Origin of the sequence: Streptomyces sp. GSL17-111 (genome assembly GCF_037911585.1) — a bacterium.
Classification (GTDB): domain Bacteria; phylum Actinomycetota; class Actinomycetes; order Streptomycetales; family Streptomycetaceae; genus Streptomyces.
The window spans coordinates 5,374,113-5,395,875 of record NZ_JBAJNS010000001.1 but is presented as its reverse complement, the minus strand read 5'-3'; the positions used below and the strand labels follow the sequence as shown (position 1 = coordinate 5,395,875).

Genomic DNA, 21,763 nt, shown 5'->3' with positions numbered 1-21,763 from the left:
GGCTGCCTCCTTCGAGGTGGGCGGACGGAAGCGGTCGGGCGGACGGTGCGGTCAGCGGTCGGTTTCGGGCGGCCGCGTCGTGGTGGCCGCCGCCGGGCCGGGGGCGGGCCGGCGGGCGGCGCGACGCAGGCCCGCCGCGACGGGCCCGGCCACCTCCGGCGCGCGCAGGAGGAGGCCCGCGCCGGCGAACGCGGCCACGAGGGCCGCTCCCCCGGCCGACGCGGCGGTCAGCGGGCCGGGGCACAGGCCCGCGACGGCCCAGGCGGCGAGGGCGGCGACGGCGGCGGCCGCGAGGAGCCGGACGAGCCCGGAGACCATGCGGGGGACGTCGAGGGGGATGATGCGGCTACCGAGTCCGTGCAGTAGCAGGGCCGCCGTGAGGGTGATCCCGGCGGCGTTGGCGGCGGCGATGCCGTGGATGCCGAAGTGCGGGGCCGTCCACACCCCGGCCGCCACGGTGACGGTCATCCCGGCGGCCATCGCGAGGGCCGGGTACCAGGTGGGGCGGGCGGCGGAGAAGAACGGGCGCACCAGCGCGCCGACGAGGCTGTGGCCGAGCAGCCCGGTGGCGTACACCCGCATCACCGAGGCGGTGGCGGCGGTGTCCTCCGGGCCGAAGGCACCGCGCTGGAAGAGGAGCTGGATGATCTGCGGCGCGCAGGCCAGCACGTAGGCGGCGCCGAGGAGGACGACGACGGCCGCGAGGTGCAGGTCGCGTTCGACGCGGCGCCGGGCCTGCTCGGCGGCGCCGTCGGCCATGGCCCGGGCCACGACGGGGAAGGTGACGGTGCAGATCATCAGGGAGAGCACCATCGGCATCTGCGCGACCTTCTGCGCGTAGTTGAGGTGCGAGATGGCTCCGGCGGGCAGCGAGGAGGCGAGGTACCGCTCGATCAGCACCTGCGACTGCCGTCCGACGCAGAAGAGGATGACCGGGGCGAGCAGGGCGGCGCCCAGCAGCGTCGGCCGGGCGGCCGGGTCCGCCGTGCGGCGAGCGGTGCGCCGCCTGAACGCCGGTCGGCCCCGGACGCGCTCGCGCCGTCGGGCGGCGAGGTGGCGCAGGACGAAGGGGAGTTGTACGAGGGCCATCAGGCCGCCGCCCAGGGCGACGCCGAGCGCCGCGGCCCGGACGCCGAGGACGGTGTGGCAGGCGATGACGGTGGCGATGATGGTCAGGTTGTAGGCGGCGTAGATGGCGGCGGGCGGGGCGAAGCTGCGGTGGGCGCGCAGGGCGGCGCTGAAGTACCCGGCGACGCCGAACGCCAGCACGGTCAGCGCGGTCAGCCGGGTGCAGTCCACCGCCAGTCCGGGCTCGTCCAGCCCGGGCGCGAGGGTGCTCACGAGCAGGGGCGCGGCGAGGACGAGGAGGGTGGTGGCGGCGCCGAGGGCGAGCAGGAGCCGGGGGAGAGTGGCCGCCACGAGGTCCCGTACCGGGTCCGTGGGGGCGTCGGCGGCGGCGCGGCGGGAGAGGGCCAGGCTGAAGGCGGGTACGAGGAGCAGGGCCATGGCGTCCTCGATGAGGAGGGTCGCCGCCATCTCGGGCAGGGTCCAGGCCACCAGGAAGGCGTCGGTGCCGCTGCCCGCGCCGAAGAGGTGCGCGATGGTCTGGTCGCGCACGAGTCCCAGCAGCGCGCCGGCCGCCGTCAGCAGGGCCGTGAGGGCGGCGGCGCGGGCGAGGATCCGCCCCAGCGGTGAGCCGGACGGCGGCGCCGGGGCGGGGTCGGGGCCGGCCGGTTCCGTGGCGTGGGGCCGTGCGGTGGTCACGTCGGTCACCGGGCGACCGCCGTCCCTGTGGCGGGGCCGGGCTCGCCGGCCGGGCGGGCCGCCAGCGCCCACCAGGCGACGAACCCGAAGACGACGCCCGTCAGCGCCGTGGAGGGGCCTCCGATGTCGGCGTAGAGGAAGTCGACGAGCTGCCAGCAGAGCATGCCCACGGCGAGCAGTCCGCAGTCCCGTTCCGTCCACCGGCCCCCGGGCGCGCCGGGCGGGGCGGGGCCGGTGCGCAGCCGGCGCACGGCGCACACCGCGAGAGCGGCCCAGCAGCCGCCGAGGGCGAGCAGCCCGACGAGCCCCTGCTCGCTGAGGACGAGCAGGTACATGTTGTGCGGGGAGAGCAGCGGTTCGCGCCGGAAGTCGCTGCCCGCGCCAGCGATGTCGCTGCCGGAGGAGAGGGCCAGGGAGGCGTGGGCGTCGCGGTGGTCGGGGAAGCCCTTGAGGCCGACGCCGGTCAGGGGGGCGTCACGCCAGATGCTGACGGCGGCGGCCCACAGGGTGTACCGGTCGGTGACCGACTGGTCGGGCGCGGCGGTCACGTCGGTGATGCTGCCCAGGCGTTCGCCGATGAGCTGCGACCCGACGCCGAAGCCGCCGACGAGGACCACGCCGGCGCAGGCGACGACGGCCAGGGTGCGCAGGGCGAGCCGGGCCCCGGCGAGCAGCAGCACGGCCGCGCAGGCGACGGCGGTGGCGATCCAGGCGCCCCGGCTGAAGGAGAGGACGAGCGGCACGACGAGCGCGGCGGCGCAGCCGAGCGCGGCCGGACGCAGCCAGCGGGGGCTGCGGGCGGGCGGTGCGAGGCCCACGGCCAGGGCGACGAGCAGGCCGTGGGAGACGACGGTGGACATGCCCATCACGTCCAGCGGGCCGAAGGTGCCCACCGCCCGGATGTCCTGGCCCCGGTAGGACGCGCCGGTGCCGGTGACGTACTGGTGGACGCCGACCGCGCCCTGCACGACGGCGAGCAGCAGCAGCCCGGCCATGACGAGGCGGGCGTGGCGGCTGTGGCGCAGCGCGAGGACGACGGCGGCCGGGACGAGGACGAAGACCTCCAGGTAACGGACGAAGCCGGGCAGGCCGGCGGCCGGGTCGCGGGAGGTGACCGTGGCCAGGGCGATGCCGACGGCGGGCGCGGCGAGGACGAGGGCGGCGCGGCGGGTCAGTGGCCGCTCGCGGTCGCGCAGGGCCCGCAGGGCACACCACAGCACGAGGGCGGCGCAGGCCGCGTCGGCGGGGGTGACGCGGGAGTCGCCGGAGCCGGTGGGCAGGCACAGGAGCAGCAGGACGGCCACCACCGGCAGGCCGGGGGCGTAGCGGGTCAGCAGGGCCCGGGCCGTGGGGGCGGGCGGCCGGTGGGGCGCGGGCGGCGCCGGATCGGCGCCGGATCGGGGGGCCGGGGCCCTGCCGTCCGGTGCCCGGGGGCGCGGGGCCGTCGTCGTGGCCGCCACGCTCAGCTCCCGCCGTGCCGGACGAGGGAGGTGACCGTCCGCACGAGGATGCGCACGTCCTGCCACAGCGTCCAGCTCGCGATGTAGTGGTTGTCGAAGCGGGCGCGGTCCTCGATGGAGGTGTCGCCGCGCAGGCCGTGCACCTGGGCGAGCCCGGTGATGCCGACGGGCATGCGGTGCCGCCGCGCGTAACCGGGGTAGGTCTCGCTGAACTTGGCGACGAAGTAGGGCCGCTCGGGGCGCGGGCCGACCAGGCTCATGTCACCGCGCAGGACGTTCCACAGCTGCGGCAGCTCGTCGAGCGAGCTGCGGCGCAGGATTCTGCCGACCCGGCTCATGCGCCGATCGCGGGCGACGCTCCACAGCGTCGCCGACTCGTAGGCGTCGGCGGGGCGCAGCGTGCGGAACTTCAGCAGGGTGAACGGGCGGCCGTCGCGCCCGACGCGCTCCTGGCGGAAGACGACGCCGGGCCCGTCGGCCAGCCGGACGGCGGCGGCGCAGGTCAGCAGCAGGGGCGCCGCGAGGACGAGGGCGGGGACGACGAGCAGCAGGTCGAGGACGCGTTTGGCACGGGTGGCCGCCGTGCGCGCCGGGGGCGGGTCGAGCCGTCGGCAGGCGAACCCCCACAGGTGGGCGCCCGGCGCCCGGCCCGCGCGGCCGACCGGGACGGCGGCCTCTCCGCCGTCGGCGATCCACAGGGCGCATCCGTGGGCGCGCAGCAGGGCCGCGACACCGGCGGTGCGCGGGTCGCTCTCGGGGGTGCGGGTGAGGACGGCGTGCCGGACGGCGTTCTGGATGACGGCCCGGGTGATGTCCTCATCGGACTCCAGGACGGGCAGCGGCGGGCGGTCGCCCGGCGTGCCGTCGGCCGCCCGGGCGTCGGTCGGGACCATGCCGACGGGCCGCAGTCCGTACTGCGGGTGCTCGTGGAGGACCCGGCCGAGCCGGTGCCCGGTGGCGGCCGGGCCGACGACGAGCGTGGCGCGCGGCCGGCGCCGCAGCGCACGGCGGCGGAGGGCCAGGACGCCGCCCCGCCCGGCCGTGGCCAGCACGACGTGCCCGGTGACGAGCGCGAGCAGGGCGCTCAGGCGCAGTCCGTCGTCCGGGCTGAGGCCCGCCCACAGGGCGGCGGACAGCCCCCAGGCGGCGGCGGTCCGGCCGAGGAGCGCGGGCAGTTCGTCGGAGGCGGCGGCCAGCGGCGCCGGCCGGTACAGGCCGCCGCGCGCGTGCAGGAGCACGGTGAGGACGACGGCGGGCACCAACGCGCCGAAGACCTGGGCGGCGGGTGCCCCGGCCAGGGTGCAGGCGCCGGCGGCCACGGCTCCGGCGAGGCAGTCGGCCGCTGCGAGGGGCACGGCGTCGCCCCGGCGGGCCCGCTGGACGTGATCGGGCCGACGGCCGGAGGGCCGGGGCGCGGAGCGGGGTGGGGGGAAGGTCCTGGGGGCCGCGTGGTCGACCGTGGTCGTGGGGGCGGCGCCCGAGGCGTCAGCGCTCTCCGTACTCATGGTTCTCCGTGGTCATCGCTCGACGCGCTGGGCGCTCGGCTCGTGCGGGCCGCGGAGCACGTCGCGGTAGAGCTCCGCGACGGCTGCCGCCGTACGTCGTACGTCGTGGTGGTTGCGGACGTGGTGCAGGGCGCACGCGGCGGCGGCCGAACGGCGCCGGGGGTCGGCCAGCAGCCGGGTCAGGGCACGGGCCAGTGCCGAGGGGGCCTCGGGAGGCACCAGGCACGGCCCGTGCAGTGCGGGCGGCAGGCTCTCGCGGGCGCCGGTGACGTCGGTCAGCACGACGGGCCGGCCGCCGGCCATGGCCTCCAGCGGGGCCAGCGCCATGCCCTCCCAGCGGGAGGGGAGCACGACGAGGTCCGCCGCCCGGTACCAGGGCCGGGGGTCGGCGGCCGCGCCGGCGAGGACGACGTGGCCGGGGGCCGCGTGCAGCAGCCGGTCGCGCTCGGGGCCGTCGCCGACGAGCACGAGGCGGGCGTCGGGGCAGCGCTCCCGGACGGTAGGCCACGCCCGCAGCAGGACGTCCTGGCCCTTCTGGCGGCACAGCCGGGCCACGCAGACGAGCAGGGGGGCGCCGGGCGGGACACCGTCGAGGGCGGGCAGCGCGGCGCGGGCGGCATGCCGGTCGGCGTCGGTGGCGGGGCGGAAGTGGTCCAGGTCGACGCCGTTGGGCACGACGTGCCAGGGGGCGGCGATGCCGGCCTCCGTCCCGCGCCGCCGTTCGTCGTCACTGACGCAGACCGTGGCGGCGGTCCAGCGGGCGGCGGCGCGTTCCCAGTGCCGGGCGAGCCGGGCGGCGGTGCCGTGCACGGCGTCGAAGGACCAGGCGTGCGGCTGGAAGAGCGTGGGGACGCGCCCCCGCAGGGCGAGCCGGGCGGCGAGTCCGGCCTTGGCGCTGTGCGCGTGGACGATGTCGGGGCGCAGTGGCCGGAGGGTGCGGGCCAGCCGGGCGGTCTCGGCGGCGAGCGCGGGGCCCGGGGCCCGGTGGGCCGGCCAGGGGTGGACCGTCGCGCCGGCGGAGCGTGCGGCACCGGCCAGCGGCCCGGCGGGCGGGCAGACGAGGTGGACGCCGAGGCCCTCCTCGCACTGCGCCCGGACGAGGTCGGTGACGACCCGGGCGACGCCGCCGTCGACGGGCTGGGCGATGTGGACCACCGTCAGCTGGTGCGGTGGGCGGTCGTGGTACGGCACGCGTGCTTCTCCCCCGGGGTCCGGCGGTACGGATGGCAGGCCGCTCGCCGGTGCTCCCACGGGACGGGACGGCGGCTGGGGCCGGTCGGTCCGGAGCGGTTCGACGGCTGCCAGAAAGGACCTTGGCAGATAATGGGCTGAAATCATGTGAGACGCGCTGGTATGTCCGGTGTTCACCATGTGATCGGAGTGATCGGATTCATCGGATCAACGGTCCGTCGCAGACGACCCCGTATGCCCGGGTTCCCGCTGTTCCGCGCCCCGGGGCCCCCGGGCGGCGCAGCGGCACCGCACCAACGGGTGACCTGGCGTATCCCGCTCCCCCGGGCGTCGTTGAGCGGAGTGCCCCATCAACGCTGCGAAAGCTGTGACAAAGGAGAGATCATGAAGCGCATCGTCAAGGCGACCACCCTGGCCGCGGCGGGCTGTGCCCTGGTGGCCGGCGGCGCGGGTTCCGCCCTGGCGCACGGGGACTCGGGCGCGAGCGCTCAGGGCGCGGCCGTGAACTCCCCCGGTGTCCTCAGCGGCAACGTCGTGCAGGTCCCGGTCGCCGTGCCGATCAACCTCTGCGGCAACTCCGTGAACGTCGTCGGCCTGCTGAACCCGACGTTCGGCAACACCTGCATCAACAAGTGATCTGACGGATCACCAGCGGGCCGCCCGGCGGCTCCCGGCCCGTGGGCGCCCGCGCGTCCACGGGCCGCCGTGCGTCCGGGCCGAACGGCCCGGATCCCGGGGGGACGACGGGGGTCGGTTGCCGGTCAGCGCGGGTCGGGCTTCGCGCGGCTCGGCTGCACGCGTTTGGGCTCCCCCGGCATCTTGGGGTAGTCGGGCGGGTAGGGCAGGTCACTGAGCCCGTGGTCCCGGGCGTCCCGCTCCGCGAGCTCCAGCAGCGCGTCGAGACGGAAGGCGTGCCGCTCCATGTCGGCGTGGACGTCGCCCACCTCGGCGAACCGGGCGGGCATGGTGGCCAGGTCGAAGTCCTCGGGGCGGGCCGCGTCCAGCTCCGCCCAGCGCAGCGGCGCGGACACCTGGGCCCGGGGATGCGGCCGGACGGAGTAGGCGGCGGCGATGGTGCGGTCGCGGGCCGTCTGGTTGTAGTCGACGAAGATCCGCTCGCCGCGCTCCTCCTTCCACCACGCGGTGGTGATCCGGTCGGGGTCCACCCGCTCCAGGGCGCGGGCGACGGCGATGGCGGCGCGGCGGACGTCGGTGAACGTCCAGCGGGGTTCGATGGGTACGAAGACGTGCAGGCCGCGCCCGCCGGACGTCTTCGGCCAGCCGCGCAGCCCGAACCCGTCCAGCAGCTCGGCCAGGCGCTGGGCGGCCCAGCGGGCGTCGTCGAAGTCGGTGCCGGGCTGGGGGTCGAGGTCGATGCGCAGTTCGTCGGGGTGTTCCGCGTCCCCGCGCCGCACGGGCCAGGGGTGGAAGGAGAGCGTGCCCAGGTTGGCGGCCCAGATCACGGCGGCGACCTCGGTGGGGCAGATCTCGTCCGCGTGGCGGCCGCTGGGGAAGGTGATCCGCTCGGTGGGGATCCACTCCGGCAGCCCCTTCGGCGCCCGCTTCTGGTAGAAGAACTCCCCCGCTACGCCGTCCGGGTGACGCTGGAGCGTGGTGGGGCGGTCGCGCAGGGCGCGCAGGACGCCCTCCCCGACCGCGAGGTAGTACGCGGCCACGTCCCGCTTGGTGAACCCGCGCTCGGGGAAGTACACCTTGTCCGGGTTGGACAGACGTACGGTCCGCCCGTCCACGTCCAGTTCCACCGCCTGACCCATACGCGCCACGCTAGACCGCCGGGCCGCAGCACGCCCGTCCGGTGCGCGCCCGTCCGGCGGGCGCGGCGGCCGGCGCGGGCGCACAATCGCGGCATGGACCTGCCGGTGATGCCCCCCGTGAAGCCGATGCTCGCCAAGACGGCGGCGACGATCCCCGCGGGCATGCACTACGAGGCCAAGTGGGACGGCTACCGGGCCCTCGTCTTCCGGGACGGCGACGAGGTGGAGATCACCAGCCGCTCGACCAACCCGCTCACCCGGTACTTCCCCGAACTGGTCGACGCGCTGCGGGCCAACCTGCCGCGGCGCTGCGTGCTCGACGGCGAGATCGTCGTCGCCCAGGGCGGGCGGCTGGACTTCGACGCCCTCCAGCAGCGCATCCACCCCGCCGACTCGCGGGTGCGGCTGCTGGCCCGTACGACCCCGGCCGAGTTCGTGGCGTTCGACGTGCTGGCGCTCGACGACGCCGCCCTGCTGGACGTCCCCCTCCAGGAGCGCCGCGCGGCTCTGGAGGAGGCGCTGCGGGAGGCCGAGCCGCCCGTGCACCTGGCCCCGGCCACCCGGGACGTCGCGGTCGCGCGGGAGTGGTTCGAGCGGTTCGAGGGGGCCGGCCTCGACGGCGTCATCGCCAAGCGCCTCACCCTGCCCTACCGCCCCGACCAGCGGCTCATGGTGAAGATCAAGCACGAGCGGACGGCGGACTGCGTGGTGGCGGGCGTCCGGGAGCACAAGAGCGGACCCGTGGTGGGGTCGCTCCTGCTCGGGCTGTACGACGACGCGGGCCGGCTCCAGCACGTCGGCGTGTGCGGCGCGTTCTCCCAGGCCAGGCGGCGAGCGCTGATGGAGGAGCTGACCCCGCTGCTGATGGACTCGGCCGAGGGGCACCCCTGGGCCGACTGGCGGAGCGAGGCCGCGCAGGCGGCGGGCCGGCTGCCGGGCGGGCAGAGCCGCTGGAGCGGCGGCAAGGACCTCTCCTGGCTGCCGCTGCGCCCGGAGCGGGTGTGCGAGGTCGCCTACGACCACATGCAGGGCGATCGGTTCCGGCACACCGCGCAGTTCCGCCGCTGGCGGGAGGACCGCCGCCCCGAGGAGTGCACGTACGCGCAGCTGGAGGAGGTCGCGAACTACGACCTCACCGAGGTGCTGACGGGCGGGACGGACGGCGCGGCCGACCCGGGTTGAGGCCCCACCGGCCGGTGGGGCCTCAACCCCTCTCCCGGGTCCCGTTCACCCGTGCGGACGGGCGGTCAGCCGTGGCAGTGGGCGCCGCCCTCCGCCGGCAGGTCGAGGGCCGGGTTGCGGTCGAAGAAGCCGGTGGGGCGCAGGGTGAAGCCGGTGCTGTCCACGGGCATGACCGGCCAGTCCTCCAGGCGCGGCAGGTGCGTCGGCCCGAAGGTGTGCCAGAGGGTGAGGTCGGTGTTCTCCAGCGGTTCGTCGGCCGCCGCCCACGCGGTGACGCCGGCTCCGCCCGGATGCTGGTTCGGATGGTCGCCGTCCGGGTAGCGCCGTTCGGCTGCGTAGCGGGTCACCCACAGGTGCCGGGTGGCGTACGCGACGCGCCGGGCGACCGACGAGCCGGGGGCGGCCAGCAGCAGCGGGTTCGGCTGCGGCACGAGCGTGTAGGCCACGGGCCGGCCCATCCGGTTGAACCGGGCGGGGTTGACGACGCGCCAGGTGCGGCCGGACGTCGGGTCCGCGAGGCGGCCGCCGTCCGCCCCGGAGGTGACCGGCGTCGCCCGGACGGTGAAGGCGTTGCCGTTCGGGTTGTCCTCGCCCGGTGGGAGTCGGACGGCCTCGACCTCCTCGACCGTGTTGCCGAAGCCGTCCACCGCGACGTCGAGGCGGGCGCAGAACAGGTGCTGGTGGTAGGGCGCCTGGAGCCCGGGGGCGACCTCGGTGGCGTGCGGCGTGCTCTGCCCCGGCTCGGTGGCCGAGGTCTGCACGATGCCGGTGGACTTGGCCTCGAAGGCGATGGTGCCGTCCTGGTACAGGTACCAGTAGAAGCCGTAGTCGTAGTTACCGAGCGTGGTGATGTAGCTGATCACCAGCCGCCGCGCCCGGCGGCTGACGACGGAGGTCTCCCCCGTCGCGTCGAAGATGTTGGTGTGCTTCCACAGCAGGCCGGTGTCCTCCTCGTGGAGGCAGACGGCGTTCGGCAGGGTCTCGGGGCGGCCGTGGTCGTCGCTGAGGACGGCGTCGAGGTATCGGATCTCGCCCAGGCAGTCACAGCCCAGCCGCAGCGCGTTGGCGTTGCGGCCCAGCAGGTACTCGCCGGCGTCCAGGTAGCAGACCCAGTTGCGGCCGGGGTCGGGCTCGGCGTAGGGGACGGCCATCTCGGCGAGCGAGGCACGGTGCAGGACGGGCCGCAGCCGCTCGCCGTCGCGGATCCCGACCTCGTGCAGGACCAGGCCCTCACGGGCGTTGAAGTCCAGCCTCAGCTCCCAGTTCTGCCACCGCAGGTGGTGGCCGTCCAGGGTGAACGAGGGTCCCTCGGGCTGGGTGATCTCCAGCGGCCGCAGGTCGGTACGGGCGGGCCCGGTGCGGGCCGGGTCGTAGCGGCCGCACTCGGCGGGCACCGGCACGGGCCCGGTGTCCAGCAGCCGCAGCACGCGGCGTTCGATGAGGTCGACGTCGGCGACGAGCCCGGCCACGGGGTGGGCGAAGGGGTTGTCGGTCTCGTCGCAGCGCAGGAACGTCAGCGAGCGCAGCAGGCGGCGCCCGGTCTCCTCGGCACGGCCGAAGTGCCCCGCCGCGAGCGGCGTGGCCACGGCGCGCCCGATCGTCGCGTCGTCGATGCCCCGGTCGGCCATGGCCTTGCGCCAGCCGGGGTCCGCCTTGACGATCGCGTCGCACAGGTCGTACTCCTCGAAGAGGATCGGGGGCTGCCCGTCCTCCTCGGCCGCCAGCTCGCGCCAGGCGACCAGCGCGCGGGCGGTGAGGTCCACGACGGCTTCGGCCGAGACGCCGGTGGCGCGGTCCAGCAGGGTGGCGCGCACGCGGCGCACCACCGGGTCGCCGGGGCGGTGGGCGGCGACGGTGTGGCGGTCGGGCTCGTCGAGCACGACGAGCGGGAAGCGGGTGGTGTCGCCGACCTTCCCGGCCTCGGCCAGTACGGTGCGGGCGGCGCTGATCTCGTCGGCCGTCAGGGGGTCGAGGGGATGGCGTTCCATGGCGTCGGCTCCTAGCGCGCGGGCTTCTCGGGCGGTTCGGGCGTCTGGTCGGACACGGGTGGGGCAGGGGAGCCGGGGGCCGGCGGGACAGCACAGCCGGGGGCCGGCGCGGGAGCGATGTGCTCCGCCTCCCGTGCGAGCTGGAAGGCCTCGTTGCCCAGGCCGATGCGGGCGTACGTGGCCGGGCGCGCCGAGCGCAGGACGAGCCCGACGATCACACCGGCGAGCGCGGCCGCCCCGATCACGCCGGGCAGCACCCAGCGCAGGGCGGAGTCCGGGTCGGTGCCGAGGAGGATCTCGAAGTCCGCGACGGCGTAACCGAAGATGACGGTCAGGGCGAGGGCGGCGAGGCCCGCACAGGCCAGCCGCGCGCCCTGGGTGGCGACCGCGCCCCGGCGGACGAAGAAGGCGATCACGGCGACGGAGGTGGTGGCCATGAGCGCGATGACGCCGAGGGCCCCGACGTTGCCCATCCAGGTGAACAGCTCCAGCACGGGCGTGGTCGGGTCGCCGTGCGGCCCGTCGTCGGCGAGCGCGAAGGCGAGGACGACGACCAGGGCCACGGCGGTCTGGAGCATCGAGCCGACGGCCGGGGCGCCCGTGCCCCGGGCGGCGCGGCCGACGGCGGCGGGCAGCAGCCCCTCGCGTCCCATGGCGAAGGCGTAGCGGGCGACGACGTTGTGGAAGGCGAGCATGCAGGCGAAGATGCCGGTCAGGAACAGGACGTGCAGGACGTCGGTGAACGTCCCGCCCAGCCGTGGCTCGGACAGACCGAACAGCAGCCCCGCGCTCTGCTCGCGCGCCGCGCCGACGACGTGGTCCGGTCCGGTGGCCACGCCCATGAGCCACGAGGTCAGCGCGAAGAAGACGGCGACGGAGCCGACCGCGAGGAACATCACGCGGCGCACCACGGTCTGCGGCCGGTGCGTCTCCTCCGCGTAGACGGGGGCCTGCTCGAAGCCGAGGAAGGCGGCGACGGTGAAGCACAGGGCGGTGCCCAGGCCCGCCCCGGTGAGGGCCGCCGGGTCGAAGGCCTGCAGCGAGAGCCCCTGCGGGCCGGGGTCGGCGGCGAACGCGACGTCCAGGATGACGACGAGCGTGACCTCGATGAGCAGCAGGACGCCGAGCACCCGGGCGTTGAGGTCCACCTTCAACGCCCCGAGCACCCCGGTGACGGCGACGCCCAGCAGGGCGATCACCCACCAGTCGACCCGGATCGAGAGGTACTCGTCGAGCAGCAGGGCGGCCTCGAAGCCGAAGAGGCCGTAGACGCCGACCTGGAGGGCGTTGTAGGCGGCCAGCGCGACGAAGGAGGCCCCCGCGCCGGCCGCGCCGCCCAGGCCCCTGGCGATGTAGGCGTAGAAGGCGCCGGCGTTGTGGACGTGCCGGCTCATCTCGGCGTATCCGACGCCGAACAGGGCCATCACGACCCCGAGGACGACGAACAGCAGCGGCTGGGCCGTGATGCCCATGACGGCGTACGTCGTCGGCATGACCCCGGCGACGACCATGAGCGGGGCGGTCGCGGCCAGCACCGACAGGAGCAGCCCCGCCGTGCCGAGCCGGCCGGCCCGCAGGGCACGGTCCTGGCCCTTGTAGGTGTGGATCTCGCGTCGTGCGGTGGTGCCCGTCATGCCCGTTCCTCTCCTGAGGGTCCTGGTGCGGGGACGTCCTGGGTGCGCGCGGCGGTCGGCGCGGGCCGGTGCGCGTCCGGCGCGGGCCGGTTCACGTGAGCCCGAAGGCGTGGTCGCGGGCCGTGCGGAAGGCCGTGTTCGGGTCGTCGCCGGAGAACGACCAGGGCGCGTGCGTGACGTGCGGGCCGATGCGCTGGAACAGCGCGGCGGCCTCGGCCATCCGGCCCTCGTGGTACTTGGCGTAGGCCAGGTGGTTGAGGTCGATCAGGCGGCGCGGGTGACCCTCCTCGGTACCCCACTCCAGCCACCAGTCGAAGGCGCCGCGCACGGCTGTGCGGGCACGCCGGCTGGTCCAGTGGCCGGTGGCGGCGGGGTCGGGCGGCACCTCCCCGGCCCCGACGAGCACCCGGAACCGCTCGGCGTGCGCGACGACGGGCAGCAGCGCCAGGGGCGAGTCGGCGGGGGCCCGTTCGGCCGCCTCCCGGGCGAAGTCGTAGACGGGGTGCGCGACGTGAGGGGAGGGCGGAGTGGCCGCCGCCAGCCGCGTCGTCACCAGGTGGTGCGCCTGGTGGTGGTCGGGGTGACGCTCGCGCAGGGCCTCGAAGGCGTCCCGGAAGGCGTCGGGCGCGTCGCGGTGGTGGGCGAGGAGGAGCCGGGCGAGCCACGGCGTCGGGTCCCGGGGAGCGGCGCGCTGGGCCGCGACGACGGCGGTCTCGGCCCGGTCGGGCGAGCCCTTGCCGCGCACCGCGCGCACCACGGCGGCGCAGCCGAACAGCAGGGCGGCCTCGGGGCTGTCGGGCTCGGTGAGCCGCCACTCGTGGGCCCAGGTGAGGGCGCCGGTGGCGTGGGCGAGGACGAGGACGCGGTGGCCGCGCCGGTCCCAGTCGTCGTGGGTGGCGATCAGCAGGGTGCGGGCTTCGGCCCAGCGGCCGCGGCTGAGCGCGTCGCGGGCGGCGGCCAGTGCGGCGTCGTCCAGGGCCGGGTCGATGGCGCGGCTCTGTCCCCGCCGTCCCAGCTTGAAGGAGGGAGGTGGTGGAGTCATGGTCGGGGCTCACCCAACCGTCACCAACTGACCGCCGTCAACCCCGAATTGAGCCGCGTGCGACCGACCCTGTGCGGAGGGTGTCCGGTTGCGGCAGTTCTGTCGGTGCTGCGCCCGGTGCTGGGCCGTCTCCCCCTGCCCGACGGGGAGTCGGGCGAGCCAGGGGCACCGGCGGGCCCTCAGCCCACGGCGCGGGCCGCCGCCCGGCCGGCCGTTCGGCCCGAGAAGAGGCAGCCGCCGAGGAAGGTGCCCTCCAGGGAGCGGTACCCGTGGACGCCGCCCCCGCCGAACCCCGCCGCCTCGCCCGCCGCGTAGACGCCGGGCAGCGGCTCGCCGCCGTCGGTGAGCACCCGGGAGGACAGGTCCGTCTCCAGCCCGCCGAGGGTCTTGCGGGTGAGGATGTTGAGCCGGACGGCGATGAGCGGCCCGGCCTTGGGGTCCAGGAGCCGGTGCGGGGACGCCACCCGGATGAGCTTGTCGCCGAGGTAGGCGCGCGCCCCGCGCACCGCGGTGACCTGGAGGTCCTTACTGAAGGGGTTGGCGACCTCCCGGTCCCGGGCGAGGATCTCGCCGCGCAGCCGGTCCGCGTCGAGGAGGCCGTCCCCGGTGAGGGCGTTCATGCCGCGCACGAGGGCGTCCAGGTCGCGTTCGACGACGAAGTCCGGCCCGTGCTCCATGAAGGCGCGCACCGGGCCCGGCGCGCCGGACCGGGCGCGGCCGAGCACGTCCCGGATGCTGCGACCCGTCAGGTCGGGGTTCTGCTCGGAGCCGGAGAGGGCGAACTCCTTCTCGATGATCTTCCGGGTCAGCACGAACCAGGTGTACTCGTGCCCGGTCCGCATGATGTGTTCGAGCGTGCCGAGGGTGTCGAAGCCGGGGAAGAGGGGCACCGGCAGGCGCCGCCCGGTGGCGTCGAGCCAGAGGCTGGAGGGGCCGGGCAGGATGCGGATGCCGTGCCGTGCCCAGATCGGGTCCCAGTTCTCGATGCCCTCGGTGTAGTGCCACATGCGGTCCCGGTTGACGACGCGTCCGCCGGCCGCCTCGGTGACGCCGAGCATGGCGCCGTCGACGTGGGCGGGCACGCCGGAGAGCAGCCGACGCGGCGGCGTGCCGAGCCGGGCGGGCCAGTTGGCGCGGACGAGGTCGTGGTCGCCGCCGATGCCGCCGGAGGTGACGACGACGGCCTGGGCGCGCAGCTCGAAGGTGCCCACCACCGCGCGGCTGCTGGCGGTGCCGCGTGCGGCGTCGCTGGGCACCAGGACCTCCCCGGTCACGGTGTCCACGGCCCCGGCCGAGCGGGCCAGCCCCGTCACGCGGTGCCGGAAGCGCAGGTCGACCAGCCCGCGTGCGGCGCCCTCGCGGACCCGCCGCTCGAAGGGTTCGACCAGGCCGGGGCCGGTGCCCCAGGTGATGTGGAAGCGGGGGACGGAGTTGCCGTGCCCGGTGGCGTCGTAGCCGCCGCGTTCGGCCCAGCCGACGACGGGGAACAGGCGCACGCCCTGGGCGCGCAGCCAGGCCCGCTTCTCCCCGGCGGCGAAGTCGACGTAGGCCTCGGCCCAGCGGCGCGGCCAGTGGTCCTCGGGGCGGTCGAAGCCGGCCGTGCCCAGCCAGTCCTGCCAGGCCAGTGCGCGGCTGTCGCGGATGCGCAGCCGGCGCTGCTCGGGGGAGTCCACGAGGAACAGCCCGCCGAAGGACCAGTGCGCCTGGCCGCCGAGCGACTGCTCGGGCTCCTGGTCGAGGAGGATCACCCGGCGCCCGGCGTCGGCCAGCTCGGCCGTCGCGGCCAGCCCGGCCAGCCCGGCCCCGATCACGATCACGTCCGCGTCGTACGTCATGCCGCAGGACTACCCGTGGGTAGATGGCGTCGTCAACCATCGCGGCGGCCTGCGGTGCGCAGGCTGCGCCGGGCCACAACGGGGGCCCGTGGCGGGCGGCCCGGCTTGTGGCCCGGCGGCAAGCGGACCGCCGGTCGCGCCGTGTAGGCGCCTCCGCCGGGTACCGTCCCCGCCGCACGCGTCCACCGGGGATACGCTCGCGGGGTGAGCGGAGGAACGTGGCGAGCGGTGCGCATGTGGTTCGACCCGCGCCGGGTGCGCGCGGAGGGCACGACGCCCGACTACCGGTTCTCCCTGGCCAACGAGCGGACGTTCCTCGCCTGGGTGCGGACAGGGCTGGCCCTGGTGGCCGGCGGAATCGCGGCCGACCAGTTCCTCACCCGGCTCGGGCCCGGCATGCGGACGGGCGCCGCCGTCGTCCTGCTGGTGGGCGGCGCCCTGTGCGCGGTGCGGGCCGTGCACCACTGGGTGCGCTGCGAGCTGGCCATGCGGCGCGGGGAGGACCTTCCGGCGTCGCGGTTCCCCGCCTTCCTCGGCGTCGGCACGGCGCTGGCCGCCGTGGTGGTGGCCGTCGCCGTGGTCGTGAACGGCGGCCGGTGAGCGGCCCGCCCCGACCCGGCCCGCCGGGTCCCGGCCCACGCGATCCCGGCGTGCAGCCGGAGCGGACGCGGCTGGCCTGGCGGCGGACGACGCTGGCCTGCGCCGTGGCGTGCGTCCTGCTCGTCCGGCAGGCCGTGACGGAGGGTTCCGGTGCGGACGGGTACGGTGCGGTGGCGGTGGTGCTGGCGACCGGCCTGCTGCTCGCCGGGCTCGCGCACCGCAGGTCCGGCGGGCTGAGCGGCGCCCGGCCGGCACCGCTGAGCCCGCTGGCCGCCTCGGCGGTGGCGGGTTGCACGGTGGTCCTCGCAACGGTGGGAGTGGTGATGCTCCGGTGACGGCTCTGGTCGTGGTCATGGGTGTGTCGGGTTCGGGCAAGACGACGGTGGGCACGCGGCTGGCCGAGCGGCTGACCGTCCCCTACGCGGAGGCCGACGACTTCCACCCGCCGGGCAACGTGGCCAAGATGGCCGCCGGCACCCCGCTGACGGACGAGGACCGGGCGCCCTGGCTGGACGCCATCGCCGACTGGCTCGCCGGGCAGGGCGGCGCGGGGGGCGTCGTGACGTGCTCGGCGCTCAAGCGGCGCTACCGCGACCGGCTGCGCTCGGCCGCGCCGGGCGTGTTCTTCCTGCACCTGGACGGCTCCCCCGAGCTCGTGGCGCGGCGGCTCGGCGAGCGGCGCGGCCACTTCATGCCCCCGTCGCTGCTGCGCTCGCAGTTCGACGCCCTGGAACCGCTGCACGACGACGAGCCGGGCGCGGCCGTCGACATCGGCGGCACCCCGGAGGAGACCGTGGAGGGGGCGCTGGCCGCCCTGCCGGGCTGAGCCGCCGCGCCCGGCGGCGTCACCAGGACGGGTCCAGGCCCGTCAGCCACACGGGCAGCGGGCGGTAGACGGTCAGCCGCCGCTCCTCCTTGTCGAGCAGGAGCTCCGGCGGCGCGGGGGCCGTCTCGCCGTCGAAGGCGCAGACCGTGCCGGGCCGGATGCCGGTGAGCCGGACGGCCGCCACCCGGGCGGCGGCGTGGACGGGCGAGCGGTGCAGCAGTCCGGTGGCGGCGGCGGACAGCAGCCGCACCCGCGCCCAGCGCCCGCCGTGGACGACGTGCACCTCCAGCTGGCCGTCGGCGAGGTTGGAGCGTCGCGCGGCGGTGCCGCCGAGGGCGGAGTACGCGCAGTTGCCCGCGAACAGCAGCCACACCGAGCGGCGTCGCCCGTTGATGGTCAGCTCCACCGGGCGGGCGTGCCGCAGCACCGTGAAGGCCGCCAGCAGCGAGGCGGGCCAGGAGCCGACGCGGCCGCTCCACCGCTCCCGCACCTCCACCAGCTCCCCGTAGGCACCGAGGCTGAAGGTGTTGACGAAGTGCCCCACCCCGCCGTGCCGCTCGGCGTCGGGGCCGGGGACGAAGCGGGCCACGTCGACGGCGATGGCGTCCCCGCTCTCCAGCGCGCGCAGCACGTCGGCGGGTCGGTGGATGCCGAGGTCGAGGGCGAGGTGGTTGAAGGTGCCGCCGGGCAGCACGGCCAGCGGCACGTCGTGCCGCAGGGCCACGGGCGCGGCGGCGCCGACCGTCCCGTCCCCGCCGAGGACGCCGAGCGCGCCGCCCTCCTCGGCCGCGCGGGCGGCGGCCTCCTCCAGGGCGTCGGTGAGGGGGCCCGAGTCCGGGCTCCAGACGGTGAAGGCGGCCTCGGGGATTTCGGTGCGCAGTTCGTGCAGCGTCTCCGCCGTCCCGGAGCCCGGGTTGGCCACGACGCACAGCCCCCGGCCGGCGGGCAGCGCGGGCGCGGTCACCAGCGGCTGGGACGGCGGCGCCGGCGGGCGCGGGGTGAGCAGCCGGCGGACGAGAACGGCCGCCCCCGCCCCGATCGCCGCCCCGGCCAGGACGTCGCTCGGATAGTGGACGCCGGTGTACACGCGGGAGAACGCGACGGACGCGGCCAGCGGCGCGACCAGCGCGCCCCAGCCGCGGGACTCCAGGGCGACCCCGGTGGCGAACGCGGCGGCGGAGGCGGCATGGCCCGAGGGGAAGGAGGTGGTGACCGGCTGCGCCTTCAGGTGCCGGATCGCCGGGACCGCGTCGAGTATCGGACGCCGCCGCCGCACCGCCCCCTTCGCGATCGTGTTCACGGTGGCGGAGGCCACGGCGAGTGAGGCGACGCCCCGTACGGCGGCCCGGCGGGCCTTCACGCCGCCGAGGCCGGAGAACGCCATGGTGGCGGCCAGTCCGAGCCACAGGCGGCTGCGGTCGGCGGTGTGGCTCAGCCCGGGCAGGGCGCGTTCGGCGCCGGGCCAGTGGCGGTCGGCCACGGCGGCGAAGAGCGCGTGGTCCCAGGTGCGCAGTCGTCCAGGCATACGCGGGCGTCTACCCCGTCCCGGCCGCGCCTCACCTGGACGTTTCGCACGGGGCGTGGGGCGCGCTCAGGGGCGCAGGGCGCGCATGAGGAGGTCGGCGAGCTGGTCGGCCACCTGCTGCGGGGTGAGCCTGCCGTCGGCGCGGTACCAGGCGGAGAGGTGGTGGACGGAGCCGAAGTGGTAGTCGACGACCAGCTCGGCGGAGGTGTCGCGGCAGAACACGCCCGCGCGCTGGCCCTCCTCCACCAGGGCCCGGAACCGCTCGTGGTAGCGCCGCCGCTCGGCCCTGACCTGCTTCTGCTTCTCGGGGCTGAGCTGGTGCATGGACCGGAAGAAGATGGCGGCGTCGTCGAGGTTCTCGATACTGGTCACGACGACGTCGGCCGCGGCGGCGCGCAGCCGTTCCGCCACGGGCGCGTCGCCCGCCGCCACCTGGTCGAGCCGCTCCTGCTGGAGGCGCAGCAGCCGGGCGTAGATCTCGTGGAGGAGGTCGTCCTTGGAGCCGAAGTAGTGGTACATCGCCCCCTTGGTGACGCCCGCCCCCTCCACGATCTCCTGCACGGAGGTGCGGTCGTAGCCCTGCTCGGCGAAGAGGCGGGTGGCCGTGGCGAGCAGCCGCTGCGGCACGGGTGCCGGGGCCGGTGCGGCGTCCGTCATGTGCGGGCCCCCTTCTCCAGCTTGCGCTGGACGGCGTTCATCCCGCCGAGCCAGCCGTCCGGGTCGGTGACGCGGGCGGTGGCGTACCCGGCGACCTCGGGGTGCGGCAGGACGAGGAAGCGGCCCTCGGCGACGGCCTCGTGCAGCGCCTCGGCCACCGCGTGCGGCTCGATGGCGGTGGGCGCCAGGAGCAGGTCCCCGGCGGGCCCGGCCGCGCGCAGCATGTCGGTGCGCACGCCCTGCGGGCACAGCGCGTGCACCTCGATGCCCCGGTGCCGGTAGGTGACCGACAGCCACTCGGCGAACGCGAGCGCCGCGTGCTTGGTGACGCTGTAGGGCGCGGAGCCGACCATGGTGAGCAGCCCGGCCGCCGAGACGGTCGCCACGAACCGGCCGCCGCTCCGCTCCAGCCAGTGCGGCACGAGGGCGCGCGCGGCCCGCACGTGCGCCATCACGTTGACGTCCCAGGCCGCGTCCCACACCTCGTCGGGTGCTTCGGGCCCCCCGCCGGGCGCGACGCCGGCGTTGGCGCAGAACACGTCGATCCGGCCGTCGAGCAGCTCCAGCGCCTCGGGCACGATCGCGGAGGCGTCACCGGGCAGCGGGGTGCCGCCGATGTCGGCGGCCACCGCCTCGGCGCGACGCGCGTCCAGGTCGTTGACGAGTACGCGGGCGCCGCGTTCGGCGTAGCTGCGGGCGAGGGCCTCGCCGATGCCGCCGCCCGCCCCGGTCACCACCACCGTCGTCCGCCGTGTGTCGGTCATGCGCGCGTCCTTCCCCTCGGGGCTCCCGCGTGGGCCTGGCCCGGTGACGCGGGACGCGCACCGGGAAGCGACAGACTAACCAGTCGGTATGACCGGGCGGAACCCCCGTCGCGGGAGCCCTCCCCGGCCACCGGGCACGCGTGCGGCGAGCGGCCGGGGGTAGACGGGAGCCGATTGCGTGTGTGGCACGTCCCATCCGCAGCCACTCGGTGGTCAGGTCCCTGCAGACGGAGGTGGGATACCTTGGCCGGCTTCAGAGCACTCGCCGCACAGGTCCGCGACCCGGCTCGCGCGCCGTCCCAGCGACGGCAGGCCCTGCGCAAATGTCTCGAACGATTCGCCCCCTACGGACACCGCGCGACCTGGCTGCACCTGTGCGCCCGGGCCGGCGTCGACCCCGACGACCGGTCACCGGAGGCCGGACGGCTGGTCGCGGCGCTGGAGGAGCTCGAGGAGGCCCGCGCGCTGTGGCTCTCCTACGAACGGGAGTCCGCCCGCCGCAGGCGCGCGCAGAAGCACCTGGGCATCCGGCAGCCGACGGCGCTGGACGACTGGCACAGCCGCACCTGGGGCGGCCGGGCGCTGCTGCGCTTCGACGATCCGGCGAACGTCCCGCGCGTCCGCCTCGCGGTCGTCCTGCGCGGTCTGATCGCCGCCATGGAGAGCGAGGCGGGAGGCGGTGCCCGGGCGCCGGCCCTGGCCGCCGGGTGACGTCACCGGGCCGTTGACACGGGCACGCCCCGCACGCATCCTGAGCAAGCGCTTAGGGCGTGCCCCGGCGTGCGCCCATCCCACGACCGCGAGAGAGGCAGTGCGACATGGCGGAACCCCGGGTCTTCGCATCGGTGACGGAGCTGCGGGAGGCGGTCGGCGCCGAGCTCGGCCCCAGCGACTGGCTGGAGGTCGACCAGAAGCGCATCGACCTGTTCGCCGAGGCCACGGGCGACCACCAGTGGATCCACGTCGACCCGGAGAAGGCGGCCGAGGGGCCGTTCGGTACGACGATCGCGCACGGCTACCTGACGCTGTCGCTGCTGCCGGTGCTCGTGCCGCAGGTGCTGCGCGTCGAGGGCGTGCGCATGGGCGTCAACTACGGGGTGAACAAGGTGCGGTTCCCCGCGCCCGTCCCCGTCGACTCACGGGTGCGGGCCGCCGCGCGGATCGCCGACGTCCGCGAGGCGGGCGACGGCGTGCAGTGCACGGTCCAGGTGACCGTCGAGCGGGAGGGCGGCGACAAGCCCGTCTGCGTCGCGGAGACGGTCGTCCGGTACTACACCTGAGGAGTCGACGGGCTCCGGGGCACGTCAGCCGCGGACGCCCACCATGCGCAGGGCCAGATCGGCGTAGAAGGCGCCGATCTCGTCCGGCGTGCGGCGTCCGCCGGGCGTGAACCAGCGGGCCACGTCCACACACAGGGACAGCACCGCGAGGGCGGTGCCCCGGGCGTCGACGACGTCGAACTCCCCCGCCGCCGCGCCGTCGGCCAGCAGCGCGCGCATGACCTCCTCCGAACGGCGGCGCAGGCCGACGATCTCCGTGTAGTGCTCCTCGCCGAGCGCGGACAGCTCGTACTGCACCACCCGGGCCGTGGTGTGGTGCTCGGCGTGCCAGCGCACGAACGTGCGCACCGCCGCGCCGAGCCGGTCGGCGTGGCTGCCGGGCCCGGCCGCGGCCTCGGTCAGCAGCCGGACGGACCGCTCGTGGCCGACCCGGCTGATCTGGAAGAGCAGTTCTTCCTTCGTCCGGAAATGGATGTAGAGGGCGGCGGGGCTCATGCCCGCGCGGCCCGCGATGTCGCGGGTGGTGGTGGCGTGGAAGCCGCGCTCGGCGAAGGCGTCGACGGCCGCCACGAGCAACCTGCGCGCCGCCTCGGGCGCGACCGAGCCCCAGGAGTCCTCTCGGGCGTCGCCCCGGGCCCGTGCCCCCGCGCTGGCCTCCTGTGCCATCTGGTTTCGCCCCGCTTCTCTCGACCGGGCGAACACCATACATCGGCGGCTGAGCGGCTGCTCAGGCCG

General features: G+C 76.0%; 19 protein-coding genes and 1 pseudogene. 7 read left to right on the top strand and 13 right to left on the bottom strand.

Features of this window, described 5'->3' with window-relative positions; all coding sequences use genetic code 11:
• Positions 1-51: 51 nt before the first annotated feature.
• From V6D49_RS23900 to V6D49_RS23885, 4 genes are read right to left on the bottom strand one after another with little or no spacing between them, the layout of a single operon-like run.
• Positions 52-1,773, bottom strand: coding sequence for a lipid II flippase MurJ (locus V6D49_RS23900; RefSeq protein WP_445330590.1), 1,722 nt, complete (start codon positions 1,771-1,773; stop codon positions 52-54).
• Positions 1,770-3,224 carry an O-antigen ligase family protein gene (locus V6D49_RS23895; RefSeq protein WP_445330589.1) on the bottom strand — a complete coding sequence of 485 codons (1,455 nt, stop codon included), beginning with the start codon at positions 3,222-3,224 and terminating at the stop codon, positions 1,770-1,772. Before V6D49_RS23895 ends, V6D49_RS23900 begins: the two co-directional genes overlap by 4 nt.
• 2 nt (positions 3,225-3,226) lie before the next feature.
• Positions 3,227-4,729, bottom strand: a complete 1,503-nt coding sequence (locus V6D49_RS23890) for an exopolysaccharide biosynthesis polyprenyl glycosylphosphotransferase (RefSeq protein ID WP_340562805.1) — start codon at positions 4,727-4,729, stop codon at positions 3,227-3,229.
• Positions 4,730-4,741: 12 nt separating this feature from the next.
• Positions 4,742-5,920, bottom strand: a complete 1,179-nt coding sequence (locus tag V6D49_RS23885) for a glycosyltransferase (protein ID WP_340562803.1) — start codon at positions 5,918-5,920, stop codon at positions 4,742-4,744.
• Positions 5,921-6,304: 384 nt separating this feature from the next.
• Here V6D49_RS23885 and V6D49_RS23880 point away from each other — a divergent pair, with 384 nt between their 5' ends.
• On the top strand, positions 6,305-6,556 hold the full coding sequence (locus V6D49_RS23880) for a chaplin (RefSeq protein ID WP_340562800.1): 252 nt from the start codon (positions 6,305-6,307) through the stop codon (positions 6,554-6,556).
• Positions 6,557-6,681: 125 nt separating this feature from the next.
• Here V6D49_RS23880 and ligD read toward each other — a convergent pair whose 3' ends face one another.
• On the bottom strand, positions 6,682-7,695 hold the full coding sequence (ligD, locus tag V6D49_RS23875; RefSeq protein ID WP_340562799.1) for a non-homologous end-joining DNA ligase: 1,014 nt from the start codon (positions 7,693-7,695) through the stop codon (positions 6,682-6,684).
• 93 nt (positions 7,696-7,788) lie between these two features.
• On the opposite strand from ligD, the gene V6D49_RS23870 reads away from it, so the two are divergent.
• Positions 7,789-8,877 carry an ATP-dependent DNA ligase gene (locus tag V6D49_RS23870; protein WP_340562796.1) on the top strand — a complete coding sequence of 363 codons (1,089 nt, stop codon included), beginning with the start codon at positions 7,789-7,791 and terminating at the stop codon, positions 8,875-8,877.
• A gap of 65 nt (positions 8,878-8,942) precedes the next feature.
• On the opposite strand, the gene V6D49_RS23865 is transcribed toward V6D49_RS23870, so the two are convergent.
• From V6D49_RS23865 to V6D49_RS23850, 4 genes are all read right to left on the bottom strand, one after another.
• Entirely contained in the window at positions 8,943-10,865 is a 1,923-nt protein-coding gene (locus tag V6D49_RS23865) for a primary-amine oxidase (RefSeq protein ID WP_340562794.1), read from the bottom strand.
• Positions 10,866-10,876: 11 nt separating this feature from the next.
• On the bottom strand, positions 10,877-12,499 hold the full coding sequence (locus V6D49_RS23860; RefSeq protein WP_340562791.1) for an APC family permease: 1,623 nt from the start codon (positions 12,497-12,499) through the stop codon (positions 10,877-10,879).
• Positions 12,500-12,590: 91 nt separating this feature from the next.
• Entirely contained in the window at positions 12,591-13,541 is a 951-nt protein-coding gene (locus tag V6D49_RS23855; protein ID WP_340562789.1) for a hypothetical protein, read from the bottom strand.
• A gap of 179 nt (positions 13,542-13,720) precedes the next feature.
• Complete coding sequence (locus tag V6D49_RS23850; RefSeq protein WP_340562787.1) at positions 13,721-15,376, bottom strand: FAD-binding dehydrogenase; 1,656 nt, start codon at positions 15,374-15,376, stop codon at positions 13,721-13,723.
• A gap of 234 nt (positions 15,377-15,610) precedes the next feature.
• Here V6D49_RS23850 and V6D49_RS23845 point away from each other — a divergent pair, with 234 nt between their 5' ends.
• Genes V6D49_RS23845 through V6D49_RS23835 form a run of 3 tightly spaced genes read left to right on the top strand, consistent with a single transcriptional unit; the run spans position 15,611 to position 16,802 of the window.
• Positions 15,611-15,976 (top strand): YidH family protein, encoded by a 366-nt coding sequence (locus V6D49_RS23845; RefSeq protein ID WP_340564256.1) that lies wholly within the window; start codon positions 15,611-15,613, stop codon positions 15,974-15,976.
• 50 nt (positions 15,977-16,026) lie between these two features.
• Positions 16,027-16,311 (top strand): DUF202 domain-containing protein, encoded by a 285-nt coding sequence (locus V6D49_RS23840; RefSeq protein WP_340562785.1) that lies wholly within the window; start codon positions 16,027-16,029, stop codon positions 16,309-16,311.
• A 17-nt stretch (positions 16,312-16,328) separates the two neighbouring features.
• The gene (locus V6D49_RS23835) at positions 16,329-16,802 is read left to right on the top strand and encodes a gluconokinase (protein ID WP_340564253.1); all 474 of its coding nucleotides are present in this window, start codon (positions 16,329-16,331) and stop codon (positions 16,800-16,802) included.
• A 19-nt stretch (positions 16,803-16,821) separates the two neighbouring features.
• Here the strand turns inward: V6D49_RS23835 and V6D49_RS23830 are convergent, their stop codons facing one another.
• The 3 genes from V6D49_RS23830 to V6D49_RS23820 form a co-directional block, all read right to left on the bottom strand.
• A complete protein-coding gene (locus tag V6D49_RS23830; protein ID WP_340562782.1) occupies positions 16,822-18,327 on the bottom strand; it encodes a bifunctional phosphatase PAP2/diacylglycerol kinase family protein in 1,506 nt (501 codons plus the stop codon).
• A 66-nt stretch (positions 18,328-18,393) separates the two neighbouring features.
• The gene (locus tag V6D49_RS23825) at positions 18,394-18,984 is read right to left on the bottom strand and encodes a TetR/AcrR family transcriptional regulator (protein ID WP_340562780.1); all 591 of its coding nucleotides are present in this window, start codon (positions 18,982-18,984) and stop codon (positions 18,394-18,396) included.
• The gene (locus tag V6D49_RS23820) at positions 18,981-19,748 is read right to left on the bottom strand and encodes an SDR family oxidoreductase (RefSeq protein WP_340562778.1); all 768 of its coding nucleotides are present in this window, start codon (positions 19,746-19,748) and stop codon (positions 18,981-18,983) included. Before V6D49_RS23820 ends, V6D49_RS23825 begins: the two co-directional genes overlap by 4 nt.
• A 243-nt stretch (positions 19,749-19,991) precedes the next feature.
• On the opposite strand from V6D49_RS23820, the pseudogene V6D49_RS23815 reads away from it, so the two are divergent.
• Together V6D49_RS23815 and V6D49_RS23810 are read left to right on the top strand one after the other, a co-directional pair.
• Positions 19,992-20,429, top strand: a pseudogene (locus V6D49_RS23815) (hypothetical protein); the annotation flags it as partial.
• A 137-nt stretch (positions 20,430-20,566) separates the two neighbouring features.
• Complete coding sequence (locus tag V6D49_RS23810) at positions 20,567-21,028, top strand: MaoC family dehydratase (protein ID WP_340562775.1); 462 nt, start codon at positions 20,567-20,569, stop codon at positions 21,026-21,028.
• A gap of 24 nt (positions 21,029-21,052) precedes the next feature.
• On the opposite strand, the gene V6D49_RS23805 is transcribed toward V6D49_RS23810, so the two are convergent.
• Positions 21,053-21,694, bottom strand: coding sequence for a TetR/AcrR family transcriptional regulator (locus tag V6D49_RS23805; protein WP_340562772.1), 642 nt, complete (start codon positions 21,692-21,694; stop codon positions 21,053-21,055).
• Positions 21,695-21,763: the final 69 nt, after the last annotated feature.

Excerpts from the sequence above, each read along its gene's own strand:
- V6D49_RS23810 (WP_340562775.1), top strand. The coding sequence starts at position 20,567 with ATGGCGGAACCCCGGGTCTTCGCATCGGTGACGGAGCTGCGGGAGGCG.
- V6D49_RS23845 (WP_340564256.1), top strand. The coding sequence starts at position 15,611 with ATGTGGTTCGACCCGCGCCGGGTGCGCGCGGAGGGCACGACGCCCGAC.
- V6D49_RS23880 (WP_340562800.1), top strand. The coding sequence starts at position 6,305 with ATGAAGCGCATCGTCAAGGCGACCACCCTGGCCGCGGCGGGCTGTGCC.
- V6D49_RS23825 (WP_340562780.1), bottom strand. The coding sequence starts at position 18,984 with ATGACGGACGCCGCACCGGCCCCGGCACCCGTGCCGCAGCGGCTGCTC.
- V6D49_RS23830 (WP_340562782.1), bottom strand. The coding sequence starts at position 18,327 with ATGCCTGGACGACTGCGCACCTGGGACCACGCGCTCTTCGCCGCCGTG.
- V6D49_RS23820 (WP_340562778.1), bottom strand. The coding sequence starts at position 19,748 with ATGACCGACACACGGCGGACGACGGTGGTGGTGACCGGGGCGGGCGGC.
- V6D49_RS23865 (WP_340562794.1), bottom strand. The coding sequence starts at position 10,865 with ATGGAACGCCATCCCCTCGACCCCCTGACGGCCGACGAGATCAGCGCC.
- V6D49_RS23835 (WP_340564253.1), top strand. The coding sequence starts at position 16,329 with ATGGGTGTGTCGGGTTCGGGCAAGACGACGGTGGGCACGCGGCTGGCC.
- V6D49_RS23870 (WP_340562796.1), top strand. The coding sequence starts at position 7,789 with ATGGACCTGCCGGTGATGCCCCCCGTGAAGCCGATGCTCGCCAAGACG.
- V6D49_RS23890 (WP_340562805.1), bottom strand. The coding sequence starts at position 4,729 with ATGAGTACGGAGAGCGCTGACGCCTCGGGCGCCGCCCCCACGACCACG.
- V6D49_RS23805 (WP_340562772.1), bottom strand. The coding sequence starts at position 21,694 with ATGGCACAGGAGGCCAGCGCGGGGGCACGGGCCCGGGGCGACGCCCGA.
- ligD (WP_340562799.1), bottom strand. The coding sequence starts at position 7,695 with ATGGGTCAGGCGGTGGAACTGGACGTGGACGGGCGGACCGTACGTCTG.
- V6D49_RS23855 (WP_340562789.1), bottom strand. The coding sequence starts at position 13,541 with ATGACTCCACCACCTCCCTCCTTCAAGCTGGGACGGCGGGGACAGAGC.
- V6D49_RS23850 (WP_340562787.1), bottom strand. The coding sequence starts at position 15,376 with ATGACGTACGACGCGGACGTGATCGTGATCGGGGCCGGGCTGGCCGGG.
- V6D49_RS23860 (WP_340562791.1), bottom strand. The coding sequence starts at position 12,499 with ATGACGGGCACCACCGCACGACGCGAGATCCACACCTACAAGGGCCAG.